General features: G+C 34.3%; 19 protein-coding genes and 1 tRNA gene. 13 read left to right on the top strand and 7 right to left on the bottom strand.

Going from position 1 to position 22,385, the window contains the following annotated elements; translation table 11 throughout:
- Window positions 1-29: 29 nt before the first annotated feature.
- On the bottom strand, window positions 30-1,319 hold the full coding sequence (locus tag NEF87_RS12455; protein ID WP_371801708.1) for a Cdc6/Cdc18 family protein: 1,290 nt from the start codon (window positions 1,317-1,319) through the stop codon (window positions 30-32).
- Window positions 1,320-1,768: 449 nt separating this feature from the next.
- Between NEF87_RS12455 and NEF87_RS12450 the strand changes: the two genes are divergently transcribed.
- The 5 genes from NEF87_RS12450 (at window position 1,769) to NEF87_RS12430 (ending at window position 7,001) form a co-directional block, all read left to right on the top strand.
- Window positions 1,769-2,851: an SIS domain-containing protein gene (locus NEF87_RS12450; protein WP_457920064.1), complete on the top strand. Its 1,083-nt coding sequence runs from the start codon at window positions 1,769-1,771 to the stop codon at window positions 2,849-2,851.
- Complete coding sequence (locus NEF87_RS12445) at window positions 2,848-3,969, top strand: hypothetical protein (protein ID WP_457920063.1); 1,122 nt, start codon at window positions 2,848-2,850, stop codon at window positions 3,967-3,969. The genes NEF87_RS12450 and NEF87_RS12445 overlap by 4 nt, the downstream gene beginning before the upstream one ends.
- 133 nt (window positions 3,970-4,102) lie before the next feature.
- Window positions 4,103-4,585, top strand: a complete 483-nt coding sequence (locus tag NEF87_RS12440) for a hypothetical protein (protein ID WP_371801705.1) — start codon at window positions 4,103-4,105, stop codon at window positions 4,583-4,585.
- A 171-nt stretch (window positions 4,586-4,756) separates the two neighbouring features.
- Window positions 4,757-6,376, top strand: coding sequence for an L-glutamate gamma-semialdehyde dehydrogenase (gene pruA / locus NEF87_RS12435; protein WP_457920062.1), 1,620 nt, complete (start codon window positions 4,757-4,759; stop codon window positions 6,374-6,376).
- A 145-nt stretch (window positions 6,377-6,521) separates the two neighbouring features.
- Window positions 6,522-7,001: a hypothetical protein gene (locus NEF87_RS12430; protein ID WP_371801703.1), complete on the top strand. Its 480-nt coding sequence runs from the start codon at window positions 6,522-6,524 to the stop codon at window positions 6,999-7,001.
- Window positions 7,002-7,037: 36 nt separating this feature from the next.
- Here the strand turns inward: NEF87_RS12430 and NEF87_RS12425 are convergent, their stop codons facing one another.
- From NEF87_RS12425 to NEF87_RS12405, 5 genes are all read right to left on the bottom strand, one after another.
- Window positions 7,038-7,985, bottom strand: a complete 948-nt coding sequence (locus NEF87_RS12425; protein ID WP_371801702.1) for a Rab family GTPase — start codon at window positions 7,983-7,985, stop codon at window positions 7,038-7,040.
- A gap of 160 nt (window positions 7,986-8,145) precedes the next feature.
- Window positions 8,146-9,474, bottom strand: a complete 1,329-nt coding sequence (locus tag NEF87_RS12420; protein ID WP_457920061.1) for a hypothetical protein — start codon at window positions 9,472-9,474, stop codon at window positions 8,146-8,148.
- A 265-nt stretch (window positions 9,475-9,739) separates the two neighbouring features.
- Window positions 9,740-11,257 (bottom strand): SLC13 family permease, encoded by a 1,518-nt coding sequence (locus tag NEF87_RS12415; RefSeq protein ID WP_457920060.1) that lies wholly within the window; start codon window positions 11,255-11,257, stop codon window positions 9,740-9,742.
- Window positions 11,258-11,471: 214 nt separating this feature from the next.
- Window positions 11,472-11,984 carry a hypothetical protein gene (locus NEF87_RS12410; RefSeq protein ID WP_457920059.1) on the bottom strand — a complete coding sequence of 171 codons (513 nt, stop codon included), beginning with the start codon at window positions 11,982-11,984 and terminating at the stop codon, window positions 11,472-11,474.
- A 114-nt stretch (window positions 11,985-12,098) separates the two neighbouring features.
- Window positions 12,099-12,587: a hypothetical protein gene (locus tag NEF87_RS12405; protein WP_457920058.1), complete on the bottom strand. Its 489-nt coding sequence runs from the start codon at window positions 12,585-12,587 to the stop codon at window positions 12,099-12,101.
- A 119-nt stretch (window positions 12,588-12,706) separates the two neighbouring features.
- On the opposite strand from NEF87_RS12405, the gene NEF87_RS12400 reads away from it, so the two are divergent.
- From NEF87_RS12400 to NEF87_RS12390, 3 genes are all read left to right on the top strand, one after another.
- Complete coding sequence (locus NEF87_RS12400; protein WP_457920057.1) at window positions 12,707-14,656, top strand: APC family permease; 1,950 nt, start codon at window positions 12,707-12,709, stop codon at window positions 14,654-14,656.
- A gap of 458 nt (window positions 14,657-15,114) precedes the next feature.
- Window positions 15,115-15,264, top strand: a complete 150-nt coding sequence (locus NEF87_RS12395) for a hypothetical protein (RefSeq protein WP_457920056.1) — start codon at window positions 15,115-15,117, stop codon at window positions 15,262-15,264.
- A gap of 220 nt (window positions 15,265-15,484) precedes the next feature.
- Window positions 15,485-15,572: transfer RNA gene (locus tag NEF87_RS12390), tRNA-Leu, on the top strand.
- Between the two features lie 130 nt (window positions 15,573-15,702).
- Here NEF87_RS12390 and NEF87_RS12385 read toward each other — a convergent pair.
- Complete coding sequence (locus NEF87_RS12385) at window positions 15,703-16,557, bottom strand: CPBP family intramembrane glutamic endopeptidase (protein ID WP_457920055.1); 855 nt, start codon at window positions 16,555-16,557, stop codon at window positions 15,703-15,705.
- A gap of 158 nt (window positions 16,558-16,715) precedes the next feature.
- On the opposite strand from NEF87_RS12385, the gene NEF87_RS12380 reads away from it, so the two are divergent.
- The 5 genes from NEF87_RS12380 (at window position 16,716) to NEF87_RS12360 (ending at window position 22,385) form a co-directional block, all read left to right on the top strand.
- Window positions 16,716-17,093, top strand: coding sequence for a cupin domain-containing protein (locus NEF87_RS12380; RefSeq protein ID WP_457920054.1), 378 nt, complete (start codon window positions 16,716-16,718; stop codon window positions 17,091-17,093).
- A 126-nt stretch (window positions 17,094-17,219) separates the two neighbouring features.
- On the top strand, window positions 17,220-17,657 hold the full coding sequence (locus NEF87_RS12375) for a hypothetical protein (protein WP_457920053.1): 438 nt from the start codon (window positions 17,220-17,222) through the stop codon (window positions 17,655-17,657).
- A 337-nt stretch (window positions 17,658-17,994) separates the two neighbouring features.
- Complete coding sequence (pheS, locus tag NEF87_RS12370) at window positions 17,995-19,569, top strand: phenylalanine--tRNA ligase subunit alpha (RefSeq protein WP_457920052.1); 1,575 nt, start codon at window positions 17,995-17,997, stop codon at window positions 19,567-19,569.
- A 1-nt stretch (window position 19,570) separates the two neighbouring features.
- A complete protein-coding gene (pheT, locus tag NEF87_RS12365; RefSeq protein WP_457920051.1) occupies window positions 19,571-21,262 on the top strand; it encodes a phenylalanine--tRNA ligase subunit beta in 1,692 nt (563 codons plus the stop codon).
- Window positions 21,263-21,413: 151 nt separating this feature from the next.
- Window positions 21,414-22,385: an ADP-ribosylation factor-like protein gene (locus NEF87_RS12360; RefSeq protein WP_457920050.1), complete on the top strand. Its 972-nt coding sequence runs from the start codon at window positions 21,414-21,416 to the stop codon at window positions 22,383-22,385.

The raw sequence follows: 22,385 nt of genomic DNA, 5'->3' as shown, positions 1-22,385 counted from the left end.
TTAATTATTGGGCTTCACTTAGATTGAGTTTATGCTAACTTGCGAAATTTTGTTCCATTGTGCTGGATCGTTTTTTGTCCTACACAAATGGGGCGATAATTGATTAGCTCGTTTAAGCGGCGTTCATTTTTTAAGTATTTTGATGTATCATTAAGGGGGATATTTAGCTTGATAAATTTGGTCCGACCATAACGTCCATTTGATTTTACGCGGGCATTTACCATCCCGGATAAATCTAATTCTCGGATTAATTCTGATACACGCCGTTGGGTAAGTTTATTTAGACCGGGAACCATAGTGGAAATTTCAGAATATGCATTATAGATATCTCCAGTAATTATGGCTTGTTCCCCTCTGTACTTCTGCATATGGTAGATGCTTAATAAAATAGTTTTACTTTGGAGTGGCAAAGCTTCACAGTATTCTTGCATTTTATCTTTTTCGATATCTGCTTGGGCAAAATAAACATGATCAGAGGTTACTGTGAGTGTATTGCGGCGTTCAGCTAATTCTCCGGCTTTACGAAGTAAATCTAATGCTTTTCGCGCATCTCCATGCTCTTTTGCCGCCAAGGCAGCACAGAGAGGTATCACACTATCGTCGAGTGCATTTTCATTAAAAGCTTTTTGGGCACGTTGGCGTAAAATATCTGATAGTTCCATGGCATTATATGCTGGAAACACAATTTCTTCTTCTCCAAGACTGCTAAGAACCCGTGGATCCAAGGCACTTTTGAAATTTAATACATTAGAAATGCCAATTAGGTTCACTCGCCCTTTTTTCAAGCGAGAGTTGATACGGGCCAAGTTATATAGGACATCATGCGATTTTTTAGTATTTTTAACTAAAATATCTATTTCGTCTAAAACAAGAAAACATATTCCTTCGACAAATTTATCCAGTTTTTCTACGAGCTTATCGAAAATGACGTCAATGGGCCATCCTGCAATTGGAACGGGATCGTTAGGGTCTATCTCCGCACAAATTTTAGCTAAGATCCGATATCCTGTATTGACCTCCTGGCAATTTAAAAATATCCATTGAGATTCTGTAATTCCCGCTTTTCGACATTGATAATTTAACCGTTCGCTAACATGACCTACAACGGCTGTTTTTCCTGTTCCGGTTTTACCAAAAATGAAAATATTTGAAGGCATAGAATTTTTAAGGGTACACGCCACGATTTCGGCAATTCGCTTCACTTGCAAATCTCGATGTGGTAAAATAGATGGTATAAATTCCGGGCGTAATACATCGCGATCTTCAAAAATTTTTTCATTCTTCATAAAATCGGTAAAATAATCATCAATATCGAACATTTTAGTTTATCCCTCACAAAAAAATTCATTCATCATCTTGAATTGAATGATTCACACACAAATCTATTTTTGTCGAGATCGTATATAAATTGGCTTGTTAACGGATAAGTTATTCTCGTAAAAGTAAGCGGTTAATACTTTAAATATGGTGCTTAATTGACCATGATCTTTATAAAATTTACTCAATAAAGTTCTTATAGGAAGGAAAAGTTTATAATTAAAATTTCGCCTTAATTCTGAAATTGACTCCTTCCTATTTAAATTCCATTGTTAAGATATGTTATCCGACTAATTTCTATATGCATCCGGTTAATAATTATTATCGAGTAGACAACTTTTACTAAGGTGTTAATCCTTCATTTTTAAAATTTCTTTTTTTGAGTAAAATCACAAACAATGTTTTGAGCTAAGGTTTTTGAGTTAAACAAATAAATAACAATCATATAGAAATGACCAAGTTGAAATTTGATACTATCTTGGATGATTTTCAATCCATTCCCAAGGCGATGCTCAAGTGTTTGCGTTATTATTTGTCGTTTGAGGGAAAACAAAAGATTAATCAAATAAAACAATATGTTCAATCCAAAAATATTGAACAAATCATTTTTGTGGGGCATAGTTATAATTTCTTCGCTTCATATATCCCTTTTTACTATATCAATCGTAGAAAGAAAACTTGTGAAATTTATGAGGGGGATGAATTTCTCAAATATTTTACTCCCCGTAGGCTGAAGCAAAAATGTGTTTTTTGCTTTGTTTCGCATTCAGGGAATTCTCCTCAAATAAAACTTGCAATTCAACATTTACAAGATAAAAATCTGGATCCTCAGAAAATTTGGGGTGTATCAAATAATCTGGAATCTTTCGTGGCTCAAAACTCTCATTTTATTTTACCTACTGTTGTGGGGGATGAAGAAGTTATCGGAACAAAATCTTATGTCAATGCAATGCTGGTTCTCTACTTTATAGGCAGAGCATTTATGAATCGCGATGTCATCTCGTCTAAAATTGAAGAAGAAATTCGCCAATTAATTTTTGAAATAAAATTTTACGGCCAAGATTGGGAATTTCATGTTAAATCACTGACAGAGTTTTTAGGAACAGATTATAATTTTCTTTATTTCATTTCCAAAGGTGCTTCTCTATCAACTGCGTATAGGGGGGCTTTTAGTGTCAAATCTTATGCCCGTATTTATGGAGAAGGAACAAATATTGGTCTTTTTCTCCATGGCCCCTATCAAATAGTGCAATCTAATCCAGAAGATTTTCGATGTGTGCTAATTATTGGGGATGAATCTAATCTTGAAGATACCCTTCGCTTGATTGAGATGGTTAGTAAAAAATTAGGCTCAGGAAAAGTGATGCTTATTAATAACAGCCGAGAGTTATCATCGTTGGGGAGATCAAATGAAAATGTTTGGGTTTTTGAACACACTACAAAAAATCCTTCTTTAGCTCCTATTTTTGAGACGATTGTATTACAATATTTGCTTTTAGATCAAGCTCTACGCCGGGAGGTAATTGAAAAGTGACCCCAGAAACGCAAATTTGGCCTTTTTCTTATAATGACCTACTTAAGAATTTTCTCAATGCTCCTGAAGTATTACAAGATTGTGTGAATTCTTATACTACTGGAGAAGGTAAGAAAATGGTCCAAAGTATCATTCAAATCGTTTCCCAAATTAAATTTTCAAAAGTCGTTTTTATTGGAAATACGTTTAATCACTTCGCCAGTTTCATACCTCGATTTGTATTCATGAATTCACCCTATGCTTTAGATTTTACATGGGAATGTATCGAATTAACCGAATTTTACGATTATTTCTTGCCTGAAGATTCCCAAGATACACTTTATATTTTTATATCCCGATCTGGGTCATCGCGCTTAATATTAAAAGCACTAGATCACCTTTCTTTACTCAAAATTGATAGAAATTTGCTTTGGCTCATAACTAATGAGCAAAATTCTCCCGTTGCAAAAAAATGCGGTCAAGTTTTCCATACTTATGTTGATTCAGAATTAGTTATTGGCTTGAAATCATTTGGAAATACCTTATTTGTGCTTTATTTAGTTTCTCAAATGTTAGTGGGAACCGATTTTAATTTAGATACGATCCAGAAAGGATCTTTTGAATTGATCTCTGAACTCAAAGATTTTCGTGAATCTTGGGAGAAAAGTGTTGATCAAATTTCTGATTTTTTGGGCTATGAGCTTCAATATTTATATTTCATCTCAAAAGATCCATCATCCTTGGCTTGTGCGAAGTTTGCAGCTCTGATTGCTAAAACATATCATCGCAAGTTCGCTGAAGGAATTGCTTTGGGGCATTTTTTCCATGGACCATTTCAAGTTTTTGAACGCAGAATTGAAGATAAATCTATCAATTGTATGATGCTAGTTGGAGATAGAGAAGGAGAAGAATCTAACAACACACTCATTCGTTTAATTGATCAAATTAAAATTCGAGCGGGAAAAGTTGTAATTCTTTGTAATAATCCGAGTTTATCTGCATTTTATAAATCTGATTACGATGTCCTAATGATTAACTTCAATTCTCCTATCATAGAATTATCCCCAATATTTGAAACCTTCATTTTACAACTTGCTTTCTTGAAAATTGCGAAAAAATCTGGTTTGATTGGCAAATAAAAGTCATTTTTTTTGGATTCTATTTCCGAGTTATCCCCATGTAAACATTGCGTTTACTTTATATATTGATCAAACAATTATTTGATCAAACGGTTATTTGATCAAAACGAATCATATCGCCAAGGTGATTTTTATGGAAAATACAAAAACTTCTTTTCTGTCCTCGCATCATCCCTACGTTCCAATAAATGTGAAATTTCAAAAAATTTTGGAAAAGTATCTTGTGGGAATATTTGTAGCTCGAGATGGAGGGGATATTTTGTATTCCAAATCATTTCAAGATGGATTAAAACTTCCTTTAATGAGTAATTTTATCGCCGCTCTAAATGTATTTGGGGAAGAAAATGTCGGTAAAATCAAGCGTATTTTAATAGAAGGTTTAGATATTGAAATGAATATTGTTGCGAAGCATGGCTTGGTTCTAACAATGATGTTTCGTCCTCATATGGTCAAAGATCATATCTCAAAATATTATGAAATTGGATTGGATATGTTTTATGATGAGTTTAAAGAACAAATCGCCCAAAACCGGACTAATCAGACAATTTATGAGCAATTTGACCCAAAAATGTTCGAGTTATTATTTGAATATCTTGTGCATATTGAAGCTCTTTAATTGATATTACTTTTTATTCCATAATTCTTTCTTTTTGTTTACAAATCCCCTATTCTTCTTATTATTGCAATGGGTTTGTTTAATATTGATTTGATAGTTTTTACTAGTCAGATTACTCGTTTTACATTAAGTCCTTGATATAGAAAAATTCCAAAATTAGAGGTGTTTTGTATGGAATGTGTACCCCAAATAGTAGAAAATGATGTTGATCAAATCCCAACTTATAAAAAAAATTCCAAAGAGCGCTCAATGCTCCTTAAAGAACTCGAACGTATGAAAAACCATGTTGAAGAAATTCCGCTAATTATCAATGGGAAAAAAATACGGTCTTCAAAAGTGATTGATATTGTTTCTCCTCATGATCACTCTCAAATCCTTGCTAAGGCTCATTTAGCAACTAAAGAACACTTGAAAGATGCAATTTCGTCAGCATTAGATGCCCACGAACAATGGTCAGAATTAGATGCATGTGATCGTGTGAATATATTTCGTAAAGCGGCTGAACTCCTTGCTGGACCAAAACGAATTGAAAATATTGCTGCTATAATGTTAAACCAATCCAAAACTCCCTATGAAGCAGAAATTGATTTAGCTGAAATGATTGATTTTCTTAATTATAACTCCAAATATCTTGAAGAATTGTTTGCAATTCAACCTAAAAGTTATGTTGGGGAAGAAAATGAATTTGAATGGCGTCCTCTTGAAGGATTTATTCTGGCTATTCCACCCTTCAATTTTTATTCAATAGGTGGCAATCTTGCGGCAGCACCTGCTGTAGCAGGAAATGTGGTATTGTGGAAACCTGCTCGAAGTGTGATTTTTGCCAATTATAAGATCATGGAAGTCTTATTGGAATCTGGATTGCCTCCAGGTGTTATTAATTTTGTTCCGTTTGATAGCCAAGATGCTGGAATTGTCATAAATAATCCCAATCTCGCAGGAATCCATTTCACTGGAAGTTATGATACTTTGATCAAAATTTGGCAACAAGTCGGGTTAAATTTGCGGAGTTACAGAAATTTTCCACGTATTGTCGGAGAAACTGGTGGGAAAGATTTTATTATGGTTCATCAATCTGCCCCACTACAACATACTGCTATGAATATAATACGTGGGAGTTTTGAGTATCAGGGACAGAAATGTTCTGCAGCCTCCCGAGTCTATATTCCAGAGAATCAATGGTCTTCTTACAAGCAAATAATTTTGGAAACCCTCCCAAATTTCAAATATGGGGACGTTTCCTCCTTGGAAGTAGCCGGTGGTTCTATCATTGATGAAAAATCCTTTAGAAAAATTGTTGAGTATTTAAACTATGCGAAAAATCATCCTGAATCTTATGAAATAATTACAGGAGGAGAGATTGATGAGACAAAAGGCTGGTTCATTGACCCAACTGTTATTCTAGCCAAAGATTCGCGAGCTCGATTGATGGAAGAAGAAATATTTGGTCCAATTGTTACGGTTTATGTATATCCTGAAAACGAATTTGAGCAGATCCTTCATATATGCGATGCAACTTCTCCATATGCTCTAACTGGAGCTATTTTTGCAACGGATATTGAAGCAATTGCTCTAAGTAAGAAAGTGTTAAGATATGCCGCAGGTAATTTTTACATTAATGATAAACCTACTGGTGCTATTGTCGGCAGACAACCCTTTGGGGGAGCTCGTGCATCAGGTACCAATGATAAAGCAGGCTCTAAGCTCAATATCTTGCGATGGTTAAGTCCGCGGACTATTAAGACAAATTTGGTCCGAATTGATGATTGGAAACGAAGTTATCTTTCGTGATTTTTTTGGGTTTTTTCTTATCGGTATTATAAAGAATATTAACAATATCATATTATGTGATTTCGTCCTATATTTGTGAGTTACTTTTCAAAAATGGATATTTTTATAATATTGCTTATCATACCTAATAGTAAAAGTGTTTTGAATGGATAAATCGACATGTTCATCTTCAATGACAAATCTATCTGAAAATTCTAAATTTCATAAAATATTGAAAAAATACATAATTGGAATATTTATTGCACGTGAAGGCGGTGACATTTTATATTCAAAATCCTTTACAGATGATTTTGATATAAAAATTCCTTTGATGAGTAATTTCATAGCTGCGTTAAATGTATTTGGGGAAGAAAATGTTGGAAAAATCCAACGTATCCTAATCGAAGGTTTGAACATTGAGATGAATATTGTTGCGAAACATGGATTAATTCTGACAATGATGTTTCGACCAAATATTATAAAAGATCACATTTCAACTTTCTATGAAACGGGATTAGATCTCTTCTATACTAAATTTCATGATCAAATTCTCCACAATCGATCAAATAAGTCTATTTACGAATCAATTGAGCCTGATTTAAACACTCTTTTATATAAATACTTGGTACACATTAAAGCGATATAGAAAATAAAGCATAGAAAAAAAAACGAAGCCTCAAATTTACAAATTTTCTTCTTTTTTGTAGATTTCTATGGCTAACTTCCGAAAAACATTCTCAACTTTATCACCCGTTTTTGCTGAACATTCTGCATAAAGAAAACCATGGTTTTTCGCAAATTCCAAGGCTTTTTCAAGTGGTACCAATCTCTCCAAATCTGTTTTATTCCCAATGAGTAAAGTAGGCACATGCCCCAAATTTTCATCTAATTCTTCAATCCATTTATCTAAATTATCAAATGATACAGGATTGTTCACATCATACACCAGAAGTGCTCCTTTAGCATCTCGGTAGTACATGCCTCGAATTTTGTCATAATGACTTTGCCCTGCAGCATCCCACACGTTCATTTTTGAAGTAAATCTATACACCCCAGAAAATAGAATATCTTCTGTTAAATATTCGCACTTCAATTCTTTTGAACCAAAATCGACTCCCAAAGTTGTCTTTAAGTCTTGTTTAAAATAGTCATCTGTAAAGCGGACTTTAATGGCCGTCTTTCCAACTGCTGAATCTCCGGTTAAAATTACCTTGAAGCTATATTCATTTTTTAATAATGACCGCACCTCATGATTAGCCCAAGGTTCAATGTCTGCTCCAGTAATTAATGCAGTATCAATTTCAGTTATTTCTTCAAACTCAAGAATACCATATTCATAGGTATCATTTTCCATTTTTTCCAAAGCATCATCATGCTTTGTCTTCAATATGCCCGAACAGGGTGAATTTAAGGTTGAAATCCCTCTATCCGTTGTTATTGCAACAAAGGGTTCTCCCACCTTTACTTCCTTATCAACTAGTATTTGCATTTCTGTTGGCTTTTTAAGAAAAGCATAGCCGATTTGATCTAAACCACAAATTTTTTTCACTTTATCCAAGAAAACATGCTGGGTTTTGGAATAAAGGTAAGAACTGGGAAGAGAATATCTTCCATCTGCTATTGTAACCATTATCATTCATCTTCTAATTTTATCCATCGACAAAATCAATATGATCGAAAATGTCATCTTCATATTTATAAGCTTATCCCAACCCACCATCGTGAATTGATCGATTTAGGATTTCCCCAATCTTTCAAAAAAAAGCGATCGAAAAGGATCAAAAGAGATACTAAAAAGAAATTTTGTGAGCCCCTTTTTTAACCACAATGGGTTGGTCTTGTAATCCTTTCAAGAATATTTTTTTGTTATATTTAAAATTACCATGGCCCGCATAAATCTCTGCACTATTTTCTTTCCGAATATAAATGATATCAACTGGATCAGAAGTTTTAATCGTATCTTTATTGACTTTTAAATATAACCGAGCTTTGGTATGCAAAATAGGATTTATCCCAGTATAGATGAAATTATTCAATTCACCATTTTCAATACGGAGAACTTGTGAAGTATGTCCAAGTATATTTGTGCGGACACGCAAGCTAAAAGAACGCTCTGGGATATAAAGGTGAATCGAAACGGGTAGAGTCCAGCTAGTATCTCTGCTAAAAATAAAAAGGTAGAGAAGATCCTTATCAGGATGGGTATAAACAAAGACTTCAATTTTGTGGCGGAAAATATACTCTGTTCTTACTGACACATCAATTTTACGTGTGATCCCTTGTTTTTGAAGAAATCGTAAGAGAAGGTGGATCGATTTGAGACTATCGCCTTGAAGTTCTGTTGGATTAAATTTTCTTAGGATATTTGCAGAAATTTTAGAAAAAGAAAGATTTTCCTTAATAGGTGAGAAAATTTTTGGTATTCTGAGCCGAGATATTTGATTTTTATATTTCAAAGAAAATTCTTCGAGATAATATCGAATACCTCTACGACAAGTAAGGGGATTTCCTTTAAAATATTTGATTTTTCCACTATTTTGGGTTTTAGAGTACTCGTCTTTTATTAAGGAATAGGTTTGGTGTTGTTCATCACATACTGGAAAATCTCCAAAAATGCATAAATGACCTCCCTTCCTAACATATTCAATCAAGTTGAGTTGCACAGCTTTACTTAAGATAGTAGAAGAAACGAATAATAGTAATTTTGGCATCTTCTCGATCAAGGATTCATCTTCTAGATTAATTATATTATAACCCAACTTTATATGTCTGATTGCTAAATGAAATTGAATAATCATTTTATGTCCAAAAATGGGTTTTTGACCTTCATCAAGAGCCGATTTTGTGTATGGTTCATAATAACCAATAGAAATGAGCGATTCTTGAGAGCACTCTCGAAATTCTTTTTTTTGGGGTGAATCAAAAAAAGCTGAGATCCCTTTTTGAGTAGTGGGGGAATCAAAGGAATTAGTTATTAATTGTTGAGGATTTAATTTTTTCCCCTCAAAAAATGGTGAATTCAATCCATTTGCGATAGATAGTAATGATCGATACATTGGAGTTGTATCATATCTATATTTTAATTCTATATACTTCGCAAAGTCCCAAAAATTTTCCATTAATAGATTCATTTCACTTTGTATATTCAACTTTTTCTTTCGAATATTTTCTACCAGAAATCGAAAAAATGATATGATTAGAATCACTTACCATTATGGCGATGATGATACATATCGAAGGAAGTCCGACGAAACCTCGAAAGAAACCTCGAATGAAGATAACTACTCAGGGTATCTGAGCCTAAAAATCGTTTCTCATCTATGCATTAGGGTTTAAAATTTACTCCAATATATTTTTGAGGCAATATCTCTAAAGATTATAATATTAAATAATTAATTCCGTAAAGATATAGATATAGCCGATTCCCAAGAGAATATGGAGTAATGCAAATAATCCACCCACAATAGTTAGACTTTTATAAGTGAAATTTTCTACACCGTTCTTTCTCGCCAATTCTAAAGTCATCATATCACAAGCTGCTCCTTGGGGTAAGAAATTTCCGCCTAAATTAATCCCTAAGGTAAAAGCAATAAATAATGCATTATCAGAGTACAATCCCGTGTTGATTAGGTCTTGAATTATTGGTAAAAATAAAATGGTGATTGGTGCATCATCAAGCAACCCTGAAAGCAGGGATGTTATTATCAATAACCCGATAGCGAGTACGAAAGTATTGTGATGTGATACAGATTCGACCAAATTTTCAATAATATTTGTTAATCCCGCTTTTCCCATAAAAAATACCGTTAAGAATAAAATTATAAAGAAGTATATGAGTTTTGCATCAATTTTATGAAGATAGGTTGACACAGAAGGCTCAGGACGTTTACCGGGGAAAATTTCAACAGGATTGAGAAATAAAAACAACAAAAGTCCTAACACACCAGCTATTATAATATTGGAGATTGTGACAAGTACCACTACAAAAATGAGCAAACCAACAATATTTTTGCGAAAAACACTTTTTTCAATTTTGATATCCAGAATATGAGCACTTTCTGGAATTTGAATGAGTTCCGCTTGTTGTAAAACACCTCCTTTAGGACCTTCTTGCAGATATTTGAATTTTATGTCCTGTAGTGTAGCTCGATGCAACATTTTATCGATCATTGGAGGGTTTTCATGAACCTCTGACATTCCCACATCTTCATTTGGATCAAAATATCCTGGAATCGCACTTTTCTGTGAATATTCAAAATTTTTTATATAACCTTTCAAGACAAAGATATCCAAAAAGAATAGAGTAATCGCTAATCCTACGAGAAAATATATCCCTAAATATATAAGATGCCAATGAAGGGATAACCCAAAATGGTTGGCAATGATTATATTTTCTGCGGAACCAAACGGTGTTAAAGTGCTCGCCAGATTGATACAAATTGTCACTCCAAATAAATATGGTGTTGGATCAATTCGCATTTTTTTGCATGCTTCGATGACTATCGGAACAAAGACAATCGCAACACTAAGATCCTCAATTATTGTGGCTATAAAGGTAGAGGTAATACTCAAAGCATAGAACATCTTTCTTGGGTGATTGTGAAATCGATTAACTATTTTCAATGCAATTTCATGAAATACTTTTTGATCATTTAGAATTTCCACAATGGAAAACAGACAGACTAAAAAAACAATCACATTCCAATCAATTGCTAAAATAATGTTATCTGCAATATCAGGATCTGTAAACAAATCCTTGTTTAAAAAGTATGAGCTGATACCAATAATGAACAAAAACAATAAGCTGTAGGTAAGGTAGTCTTTACTTTCTAAAAATAATGTCACTACAATTCCTGTGAAACAAATCCCTATGATAATTTGTAGTATCAACATATTGTCCATTTATAAGTTCAACTCGAAATAATTTATGGTAAAATCGCATAGACTACGGGGAGGAGTAGGCTGAATTTTCAACATTTCTGGAATTAAGAATTTGGAAATTCCGTGGTACTTGAGCTAGAGCCGTATCTTATTGCGTAATTTTATTAGTATACTTCAAATATATAAAGGTTTCCAGCTAGAGAAAAGGATGAAAAAAAGGGAGATCGTTTTCCAATTAATCTCTAAATTTAAAGGGAGCACATACATCTGTCGCTTTAATAGCGATCCGACCACAAGTTTTGCAGTCATATTTACAATTACCTACTTTTTCTTTACAAAAATGGTGTCCCGTCTCGACTTTTACACCACAATATTCGCAAACATACGGATATTTCGGATCACAGAAATGACCGGGTGGTGAAACTGGTTGACCACAAATTCGGCAAGAATCCAATACTTCTGTATCTGTTTTTGATGCCACTTTATCCCATTGTTCTCGTTGTTCTGCATCAATTGGCACAGGATTACAGATGTCCGTTTCTTCTACTCCCACCGCTCCACAATTAGCACAATAAAATTTGATGTTATTTAATTTTTCCTTGCACATGTGGCGGTGATTTATGTTTTCAGTCCCGCAAAAACCGCAAGTATATCGTTTTGCTTCTTCAACCGGAGTGCAGTGGTGAATGTGGGGGGTTTTTTTATTACAGTGTTTACAAATGTGTTCTTCGTCGTGTAGCATTGCCATTAGTTTTCAACTCGATTAATATTATATTTTGATTGTTCGTATCCCCATATAACAATTTTCCTTATCTAAAAGCGAAATATTATCTTAAAAAATTATAGATCATAAACTCTACCCTTAGATCTTTTTATCTTTCGGATGGGTGGCGGAATAAAATTTTAGAGAATTTGCCGTCATTTTCATCTTTATAGCCGTCACGGTATTGGATTCGATAATCGCTTCTAACACATCAATGAGAACTGGTTCCGTAAAATTCCAGGCTGGATTTAATTTTCGGAGAATCGTTTCAAAAGCAATCTCTTCATAGATTTTTGCTTTTTTCAGAATAAAAATGGTAAATTCTTTCATAGTTTGCTTGCTTATAACTGCTTTTTTCAAGATTTTGGGTTCTGTTTGAATCGATTTCTTATCCTCTTCAGTTTTTTTCGGAGTGAGGTTTTTTTTTGGTTTCGATCCTGGCTTGGCAATTCCCAATAAGGCTTCTGCTTCTGCTAACAAAGGATCATCCAAATCTTCATTTAATAAAATATCATCGGGGATGTCATCAAGTAACTCATCATCCATCATATCTTTACTTTCTTCCTCAAATCCATCTTTCTTTGCCATATGTATTTACTTGAAATTTCATCGTTAAAGATTTTTTGCTGATTGCCGAAAATTATATAGTAAGAGAAGATCAATAATAATCATATCTAAGTTCCACCTTTAGATATTTAGGGATAACCATGGGAAGCGAAATCGATCAAACCGACGATGAAGAATTTGAGGAACCAAAAAAATCAATTGGGTTACGCCAGCTTCTAAGTAAAGGTTTAGGAGGGACCATCGGGGGGCCTATATTTGCAATTATAGGAACGGTTATTATGACCGCGAAGGGTGGAATGCTTATTTCCCTCATTTTAAATGGCTTATTAATGTTGGGCTTCGTTCTCATTTACTCTGAATTAGCTCTTTCCCTTCCCATTGAAGGTGGAAGTTATAGTTTTTCCAAAGAAGCTATCGGGGGGGGGCAAGGATATCTCATCGGGTGGCTAATTTGGATCGGAAACTTATTATTTGCTGCCCTATCTGGTCTTGGATTTGCATTATCCTTAGAAGTTTTTCTCCCTAACCGCATAATTAATCCGAATCTGATCAATATTATTGGTGCATCAATCATCATTGTTTTCCTCATTCTAAACTTGAAAAAACCTATTCCCTTAAATAAAGCCATGAAAATTGCAACTTGGATCATCTTAGGAGGATTTCTTATCTATATTGTCATTGGATTAATTGTGGGAAGTCAAATAGAACATACAGATTTTTCTGGTAAGATTTTATCCGAACCATTTACTTTTGGAGAAGTTTTATCTATGACGGGCTACACTTTCGTCATATATTGTGTTTATGAGTGGAACAGTACATTTGAATCCTTAACCAATGCTTTCGATCAGATTAAAAAACCTCGGAAAAATATTCCTCGGACCTTCATTTTTTCGATTCTAATTGCCATTTTTATTTATTGGATGGTAGGATTAGTCACTCTTCTCAATTTAGGTGAAGTAAATTCACCATCTTGGAATGCCGTTATTCAATCTGAATCCAAAGTTCCTTTAGCTGATATGTTTGGCAGAATACTGAACAATGATTTCGGTATCTATTTTATGGGATTTATTGGAATGGTAGCAACTATTACCTCCATAAATGCAGGTATTCAAATGTCCACCCACATCCTACATTCCATGTCTCGGGATGGTTTCATTCACAACATTGTACAAAAAAAAAAAAATGGTGTTCAATGGGTTGCCATGACTATTTCCGGGGTTTTGATGTTTGTTTTTACCCTGAGTATGGATATTAGTTTGATAACAGAAGCGAGTAACTTCATCTTTTTGTTTTCAATGATTTTTCTTTCCCTCGCAGTAATTATATTGCGTAAATCCCGCCCGAATTTAATTCGCCCTTGGAAAGTTCCTCTCTATCCCTTTATTCCCATTTTGAGCATTATCACCAGTCTTATTTTGATTTTTTCAATGTTTTCAACAGTACAAAGTACTTTGGGAATAATATTTGGGGTTATAACAATTGTTGTGGGAGGAATCTATTATTTATTCCAAATAGCTCGCCGAGATCGATTACTACTTATGCTTTATGGCAGCAAAATGGGAATTAGCTTGCTTTTTGTTTTAGTTTTAAAATTATTAAAAATCGATATTCGATTAGGAGCCGAAACCGGATTAGAAATATCCAATATTTTTAATATCTTGGCCATCATTGCTATTTTCTCCCTTATTTTTGATGTTGTCCCAATTCGCAGTTGGATTTTGAAAATTCTAAAACAAGAAGGGGGGACTGTTATTGTTGGTGGAATTACTCGTCATTCCGAACGCGGTGAATTATTATCACGAAAACTCAAATATGGTTTATTCGGTATTGTTTTATCACTTGGATTGATATTTCTTTTATTCTCACTATTTATTGGCTTTGATCTATTATATGTTGGGTCCCAATACTTCCCTGACGATTCTGCGGAATTATTGCAAAACCTTGTTGTTGGATTAATGATCATCATCGGGATTATCTACATCATCTACAGTTTGGCATTGCTTCTCCAAGAAATTGAGATCCAAAAATTATCTGGGGTTAAAAAAACCACAACGACAGAAAAATTAGAGAAAAAAGAACGAAATATCTAATTTTTAATTAATTGATTTTCGAGTATAATGTGGTGCAGCTTGGGTAGACTTCTAATTTATCTCAAAATAAAGATGCTACTTCACGATAGTTAAAAGTTATGAACTATTCCAAAAATATGTGGTTCATTTATCCTTTAAATATGGTTTTAAGGTTAAAAACCCTACTTTTTAATCACGAAATCAAGTTAAATCATTCTATTAGGTGTAAATCTTTTGAAATATTTGATATTGTGACAATTACGACAATTTGACAAGATTTTCTAGCATGTAATGAATTCCACTGAAAATTTATGAAAATTTTGAAGATACACAAATCGAAATTTGAATTTTCCACATTAAATTTATAAGTGTAATTTTTACTCTATCCTTTTTTGGTTGGTTTCCATAATTGCGTTCTAGTAGTATCTTTTTTTTTTATAAGAATAAGTTTAATATCTATTTGTTAGCTATGTCTAATTATGAAATTCTTTAAACGAAAAACATTCTCAAATGAAGACCACACAAACTGTGTTAATGAATTACAAGCTGGGTTAAAAACATTTTATAATAGTTCCTATGGTTATGTCCCCCAAAATCATCCTGTTCGACTTGATCGCTGCTATGATTAGATCAATTAGAAATACATTTTTTTCAAACAAGACGAGTTGAGTTTTTTTTTCTTTGTTTCCAATTTTTACAATGAACCTTCATGCTTAGTCCAAATACTCTGATTATGAGTCCAATTCTTCAACCCACGAAATCTATGCACCTTCGAAATTTAATGGGAATTACTAGTATCAAAAGTTTTTTTTATTATGCTATATTTTTAATAGTAATACTATCTTTTCTGTAGGGGTAGCCAAGCATGGTCCACGGCGCTAGCCTGAGGCGCTAGTGAGGTAGCTCATCGAGGGTTCGAATCCCCCCTCCTACACCATTTCTTTTCCATAACAGAAGCAATTTTCTTCAAGAAAACCCTTTTGCTTTTTAATTTATATCGCATTCCTTGAGTTCTTCTGCTCTGGAGTTATTAAGTGAAAAGGATACAAGAAGAAAAAAAGATTGAATTACTCAATTTTTGAATGAGAAGAGTTAATTAGCTGAGATTTATTTGATGCGTAGAATAATGTTGCCAAAATAACAAACACTACTCCGTATATCGGAAGCAAAACACGCAAAGAAATCAAGTTGAACCCAATATCGGTCACCAATTGCAAGCCAAAATTCATGGATAAATGAAACAGCACCACAGGTATCAACGATTTTTGGTTTTTAAACCGCATCCAATTCATGAAGAGTGTTGTAGCAACCGCGGTAAGGATAAAACCAAGAACCTCTCCGATGGACCAGGCATTCATCAACCATAGAGGTGCGTGCCAAAAAGCCCAGAAAAAACCAATTATCAAACCAGTTTTCAAGAAACTTTGCTTTTCCATTAATTTTGCATATCCGAAGCCACGCCAACCTGCTTGCTCACCAATAGGACCCTTAGCAACATCGAGCAACAGAGTAACAAAGATGGCGGGAGCAAATGAGGATAACATTACGATTTCAGGTGGATTAGAAATGAAAATTCTCCCAATTAATGCACTGATGAATGCCACAACTATTGGTAATAATCCCAGTAAGTATAACTTCCACGAAGCCTTGAAGTTTATATATTGTTTCAATAGCGCTTTTATTGCCTGTTTATCATTATATTGAAGCAATACTATGATAGCCGCGACGCTTGGAGCATATGATCCGACAATGCCTAACATTTCTGCGGCAAAAACCGGAAGATTCGCCGGATCTAAAGAAAGGATCGTAATAATTGCAAATGCAACAACTAAATATCCCCAAAAGAGAGTATAACTGAGCAGGAAGAACAACGAAATTGGGCTCATTTTTTTTTTATTTTTTTTATTTAATTCTGATGCCATTTTCTTGAACACTAAGCCTCGCTATCTTTCAAAGATTATAAAGGATGTTTAAGCCAAAAATTATCAATAGAAAAATTAAAAAGGAATCCATTTGCGTTGGAACTGGGGATGTTTTCTATTTTAACAAATTTGATTAACTACAAAAAAAGTTATCAAATATGGATAATGAATTACAAACCGCTGATGAGAGAAACGTACTTCCTCTTGGTATTTTTCCAGAACCAATTTTGAATCTTCCCAAGGCAGACATCCCAATAAGTGGAATATCTGCGTATTTGTCTCAATCGTCCACACATCAAATTATTTTTATGGAGTTTAGCAAGGATGTAGATTTACCTGCCCATTCCCATGCTGCTCAAGTTGGTTTTGTTCTGGAAGGAACCATTGAACTCACAATTGGAGAAAAGAAATATACTTTTATCAAGGGGGATAGATATTATATTCCTAAGGATGTTATTCATTCCGGTAGAATATATGCTGGATATGCGGATATTACGTTTTTTGAGCAATGTGATCGATATCCTCAAAAGAGTTGAATCGTAAAAATAATTCTAAGTAATACCCAAAATAATCCAATTGGATGATAAGTGAAAGCAATGCAAGTCGAAAAAAAGGTGTTACCAATGAATTTATAAATTTTAAGAAGACTAGGGATTATATTCATGTCAGATCCAAAATGTAAATTTCACCCCGACAGGATAGCGGTTGAAACATGTGAGAATTGCCATTCTTTAGTATGTGTGGAATGTAAAAGAAAGAAAGAAATTTCCACAAGGTATTCAGAAATGTTATGTGCACCTTGTTTCTATGATTCGTTCATTGCCCCACGCCCTTTAGTATGGAAAATATTTGGGATAATTTTTATACTTGTATCATTAGTTTTCTTTTTTCTAGGGATTTCATTTATTGAAATGGGAGGAATTTTCCTATCTATTGGTGGATTAGTCTTTATATTCATCGGGTATTATATGTTCTTTTATCGACCCCCAATTGAATCTCAGAAAGCAAAGGTGCAGAAAGCTCAATGGGTGGAAAAAATTGAAGACAAGGAAATTCTCAGCAAAATTGAGTATGGAGAGAATTCTAATGTGGTTCTTTGAACTGATTTACCTCAAAAAGAGATTTAAAGAAAAGTGCATAAAAAAAAGATTTTTTTCAATTTTTTCCAAATTGATTTAAAACTCCTTCTCTAACCATGAAAAACTTTCAAATTATTTAATTCAGTATAAATCTTGGTATCCTTTCACTAGGATCCCCAAATAGATAGTAAGAAAAATGGCACTTATCTTTTGGATTTCATGAATTGCAATCTTCATTTATAATTGAAATCAGTGTCTATTCTCATAACTCATTCCTACCAGTAATGATGGTGGATTTCCATATTTTCAATAAATTTGATTAATCAAGAAAAAAATACTAAGGTAGTGGAGAAATAACATGACACCCACCAGTCAGAAAATCGCGTTAAAAACGGAATATATGGACGTGCTTAAGGAGTTGCAAAAGCTCAATAAACCAATGGAAGCATGGGATTTGAGCAAGCACCTTAACTTAGGATATGAGAAACTCATGTCGGGCGCCGTATATACTTTAGAGCAAAATGGGTTAGCAACATTCTCCGAAAGTGAAGTTATATCCTTAAAATTAAACAAAGAAGGACTTTCGTATTATGAAAAAGGACTACCCGAACGTCAACTATTCAAATTATTTGTGAAAGATGGCCGAAAAGAAGTGAATTTAGATGAGTTAGCGGCTGAAGCTGCAAAGATTTTAGGGTTTAAGAAAAACATCTTCTTTATTGCACTCACAAATATGAAAAAAAATAAATGGGTAGTGACCTCAGATGCAGCTGGAACAAATCAAATATTTATTTACAGTGAGGCTGCTGAAGAATCTTCTTTGGAACATCTTTTAAAATTATTTACTAAAGATTCACCCCTTTCTCTCTCTTCCATACCAAAAGAATTACAAAACGAAGTCAAAACCTTAACCAAGCGTAAAATGGTTAGTCGAGAAAAAGGAACGGTTAGAATTGTTCAATTAACCGAAAAAGGACTGAAGATCAAAATTTCTGAGATCGAGGAAGTACAAGAAGAAGTATTGAGGATCACCTCCGATATGCTGAAATCTGGTGAATGGAAAGAAAAACTCGCGAATTTAAAACATTATGAAGTAGGGATTGAAGGACCTCGCTTTCAAGTTGGTAAGTTGCATCCCATGACGATTGTGAAAAATCAAATTCGTGAAGTGTTCTTTTCCATGGGATTTCAAGAAATTCGGGGTCCAATTGTCGAAACAGCTTTTTACAATTTTGATAGTTTATATCAACCCCAAGGCCATCCCGCTCGAGAAATGCACGATACCTTTTATCTTAAAAAACCTAACAAAGGAATCCTCCCTAAAAAGGAATATGTGTCCCAAATCAAAAATATCCATGAAAATGGAGGTGATACAGGATCTACTGGGTGGGGATATGATTGGTCTGAAGATATAGCAAAAAAATTATTGTTACGCACCCATACTACAGCAACTACTATTCGTCATCTTGCAAAAGTGGGGCTAGAAAACCAAAAATTGCCTGTCAAAGTATTCTGTATTGATCGGGTATTTCGGAACGAAAAGGTCGATCGCACCCACTTAGCTGAATTTCAGCAAATTGATGGCATCGTGATTGCTGAAGATGTCTCATTGAGTGATCTAATTGGTCAAATTACTGAATTTTATCGCCGGATGGGATTCAAGAAAGTGATCACCCGCCCCGGATTTTTCCCATATACTGAACCTTCCATGGAAGTTTCTGTATACAGTGAAGAACTGGGTGCATGGCTTGAAATGGGAGGATCGGGTATTTTCCGACCTGAAGTTACGTACGCATGGGGCATTAAGCACCCTGTTCGAGTTCTCGCATGGGGATTAGGATTAGAGCGACTCGCTATGTTAAAGCTTAAACGTGAAGATATTCGAGATTTGTATCAAAGTAATATCTCATGGTTACGGGAGGTGTCCTATTAAAATGCCTACGATAGAATTAAAAATTTCCCAGCTATCAGAATTGTTGGATAAGGAATTAACTTATGAAACACTCCAATATGATTTACAATGGATATCCTTGGATATTGATGATTATGATCCTGAAGAAGGGATAATTAAGGTAGAATTCAATCCCAATCGTCCCGATTTTTCAAGTCCTGAAGGGGTCGCGCGCGTTCTTGCGGGATATTATGGTCTTGCAAAAGGGTTACAAGAATATCATGTCAAGAAGGGGTTGGAATATTTCAAGGTAGATGCCAAAGTACGGAAAGTTCGTCCGTTTGTGGTGTCCGGATTAGTTCGCTTTGCAGAACCTCTTAATGAAACCCAGGTCATTACTCTCATGCGAATGCAAGAAATCTTGCATTGGGCTGTAGGAAGGGATCGGAAGAAGGTTGCAATAGGTATTCATGATTATGATACTGTCAAAGGGCCTTATCTTTACACCACTGTGAAGCCTGATGGTGTTAAATTTAAAGCTCTTCACTTGGAAGCCTATGAATTAACCCCTCAGGAAATTTTGGAGGAACATCCGATGGGAATTCAGTATGCCCACTTATTAGAAGGTTTTAATGAATATCCTATGATCTATGATGCTGAAGGAAAAGTAGTATCTTTTCCTCCTGTGATAAATGGGACATATACCACAGTTACACCTGATAAAACTAAAAATCTACTCTTAGATCTTACTGGAACAAGTAAAAAAGCTGTGGATGTAGCGTTAAATATTTTAGCTTCAACCTTTGCTGATATGGGAGGTGAAGTTGAGTCCGTGAAAGTGATTTACGAGGATGAGCCCGATAATGCGATGTATACTCCTGATTTAACTCCAAAACACTGGCAAGCTCGAGTTGATTACATTAATTCTTATATTGGATTACATCTCTCCCCCCAAGAAATGATGGAATGCTTAGAAAAAATGCGATTGGATGCCAAAATTGTTGATTCCAACACGATTGATGTCGCTATTCCTGCCTATCGGGATGATATCATGCATGAAGTGGATATCGTCGAAGAAGTTGCTATGGGCTACGGGTATCAAAATTTAGATCTGACAATTAATATGGAAGGGTTAGGTAAGTATCATCCTGTATTGGTAAATGAACAGAAGACACGAGATATTATGGTAGGTACGGGTTGTATCGAAATGTCCAATAATATCCTAATTTCCAAAAATGATAATTTAAGTCTCCGCTTACCAATGAAAAAATCGGATGAAATTATTCTGGAAAATCCTGTTTCCCTTGAATATAACACGGTTCGGCGAAGTCTACTGGTGAGTTTGATGAAAAACTTACAATTCAACCGATCTGGGGAAAAACCTTTCCGCCTATTTGAAGTAGGAGACGTCATTCTACTGGATAAACAGGAGCAATCTCAAACCCGTCGGGAATCTCATCTTGCTTGCGTCCTACATTCTGAAGGAAGTGATTATTCTGAAATCAAATCCGTTTTAGATCACTATTTAAGAACTTTAGGGGTATTACAAGCCATAAAAATAGTGCCAGCGGAAAATCCGACTTTCATTCCCGGGCGAACAGGCGAAATTCATTATAAAGATCACATTATTGGATATATCGGTGAAATTCATCCTGAAGTCATTTTAAATTTCGGATTAGAGTATCCAACAGCTGGATTTGAAATTAACTTGACATCCTTTATAACTGATGAGTGAATTTCACTTTCTCCCTTTTTTCTTCATTAAATTATACTCAAATGATATTTTCCCCCAAAAAAACAATTTTGTTAATGATTAGAAAAAACAACTTCGTTATTTGCGTGAAAAACCTTTTTTGGATGTAATTCTATGGTATTCATGATTTTCTTTGCCAGTTAAAATACTTGTAAGTTACTATGATCGAATGGCTGGTCCGTGGATTTTAAATGCTGTTCCCTCAAATATTAATGATTCCGATAAAAATATTGTAATTAAGCTTTTTGATTTGAATTTAGATGCTCCCTTTTTTGAAGTCAAGCACGAAGAAGCATTATATCTTAATTTTAAATTTAGTATTCCCTCTGGAATTGCTCGAACTGGATATGAATTACTCCTCATTTCAGTAATATTGACCGAAGAGCATACAATTTTTAACTGGAGAAAGGAGTTACAGAATCTTTCTGAACAAATAAAAAACATTCCTCACATTTTAGAGATATTTTCACATAAGAATAAAACCTCCCCAATCATTCAAATGAAGATATCTAAGATCGATCGATTCTTACGTCAAGCAATCAATAAATTTGAAGAATTTGAAGGAGACCACCCTTATGGCCAATTACTCTTTTTAGGAATTGAAGCTGTTGGAAAATCTTCAATAATTGAATTGTTAAGATATGGGACTTTCTCTCCAAAGATCCGCCCTACTTTAGGTACTCAAATTCTCCGGGCTGCCATTGAGCATTTTCAATTTCAAATTTATGATGTGGGGGGTCAAAAGGCAATTCGACAGACTTGGTTTAAAGATTGTCATAAACCTGATGCAATCATATATGTTGTGGATGTTTCATCGTCAGAAACGCGAGATTTTGAATTTAAAGAAGAATTTGAAAGAGTTATCCAACAATATTTTCCTACACCAGCCAGTTTTGAAAGTAATCACATCCCCATATTAATCCTATTAAATAAATCTGATTTAGTCGAGAAAGAAAAATCTGAATCTTTAATCAAAAAATTTTCCCAGTTGTTTAATGTAAACCAATTACCAATGCCCCATTCTATGAGTCTCGTGTCAGTCAAAGAAAATATTGGGGTTTTATCTGCTTTTCAGTGGCTAATATCGAAAAAATTGATGGAATAA

Source organism: Candidatus Lokiarchaeum ossiferum (genome assembly GCA_025839675.1).
In the GTDB taxonomy this organism is placed as follows: domain Archaea; phylum Asgardarchaeota; class Lokiarchaeia; order Sigyniarchaeales; family Promethearchaeaceae; genus Lokiarchaeum; species Lokiarchaeum ossiferum.
This window is presented reverse-complemented; position numbering and strand designations above follow the sequence as displayed.

Excerpts from the sequence above, each read along its gene's own strand:
- NEF87_RS12405 (WP_457920058.1), bottom strand. The coding sequence starts at position 12,587 with ATGGCAAAGAAAGATGGATTTGAGGAAGAAAGTAAAGATATGATGGAT.
- pheS (WP_457920052.1), top strand. The coding sequence starts at position 17,995 with ATGACACCCACCAGTCAGAAAATCGCGTTAAAAACGGAATATATGGAC.
- NEF87_RS12375 (WP_457920053.1), top strand. The coding sequence starts at position 17,220 with ATGTCAGATCCAAAATGTAAATTTCACCCCGACAGGATAGCGGTTGAA.
- NEF87_RS12380 (WP_457920054.1), top strand. The coding sequence starts at position 16,716 with ATGGATAATGAATTACAAACCGCTGATGAGAGAAACGTACTTCCTCTT.
- pruA (WP_457920062.1), top strand. The coding sequence starts at position 4,757 with ATGGAATGTGTACCCCAAATAGTAGAAAATGATGTTGATCAAATCCCA.
- NEF87_RS12420 (WP_457920061.1), bottom strand. The coding sequence starts at position 9,474 with ATGGAAAATTTTTGGGACTTTGCGAAGTATATAGAATTAAAATATAGA.
- pheT (WP_457920051.1), top strand. The coding sequence starts at position 19,571 with ATGCCTACGATAGAATTAAAAATTTCCCAGCTATCAGAATTGTTGGAT.
- NEF87_RS12385 (WP_457920055.1), bottom strand. The coding sequence starts at position 16,557 with ATGGCATCAGAATTAAATAAAAAAAATAAAAAAAAAATGAGCCCAATT.
- NEF87_RS12410 (WP_457920059.1), bottom strand. The coding sequence starts at position 11,984 with ATGGCAATGCTACACGACGAAGAACACATTTGTAAACACTGTAATAAA.
- NEF87_RS12430 (WP_371801703.1), top strand. The coding sequence starts at position 6,522 with ATGGATAAATCGACATGTTCATCTTCAATGACAAATCTATCTGAAAAT.
- NEF87_RS12415 (WP_457920060.1), bottom strand. The coding sequence starts at position 11,257 with ATGGACAATATGTTGATACTACAAATTATCATAGGGATTTGTTTCACA.
- NEF87_RS12455 (WP_371801708.1), bottom strand. The coding sequence starts at position 1,319 with ATGTTCGATATTGATGATTATTTTACCGATTTTATGAAGAATGAAAAA.
- NEF87_RS12400 (WP_457920057.1), top strand. The coding sequence starts at position 12,707 with ATGGGAAGCGAAATCGATCAAACCGACGATGAAGAATTTGAGGAACCA.
- NEF87_RS12450 (WP_457920064.1), top strand. The coding sequence starts at position 1,769 with ATGACCAAGTTGAAATTTGATACTATCTTGGATGATTTTCAATCCATT.
- NEF87_RS12440 (WP_371801705.1), top strand. The coding sequence starts at position 4,103 with ATGGAAAATACAAAAACTTCTTTTCTGTCCTCGCATCATCCCTACGTT.
- NEF87_RS12395 (WP_457920056.1), top strand. The coding sequence starts at position 15,115 with ATGAAATTCTTTAAACGAAAAACATTCTCAAATGAAGACCACACAAAC.
- NEF87_RS12425 (WP_371801702.1), bottom strand. The coding sequence starts at position 7,985 with ATGGTTACAATAGCAGATGGAAGATATTCTCTTCCCAGTTCTTACCTT.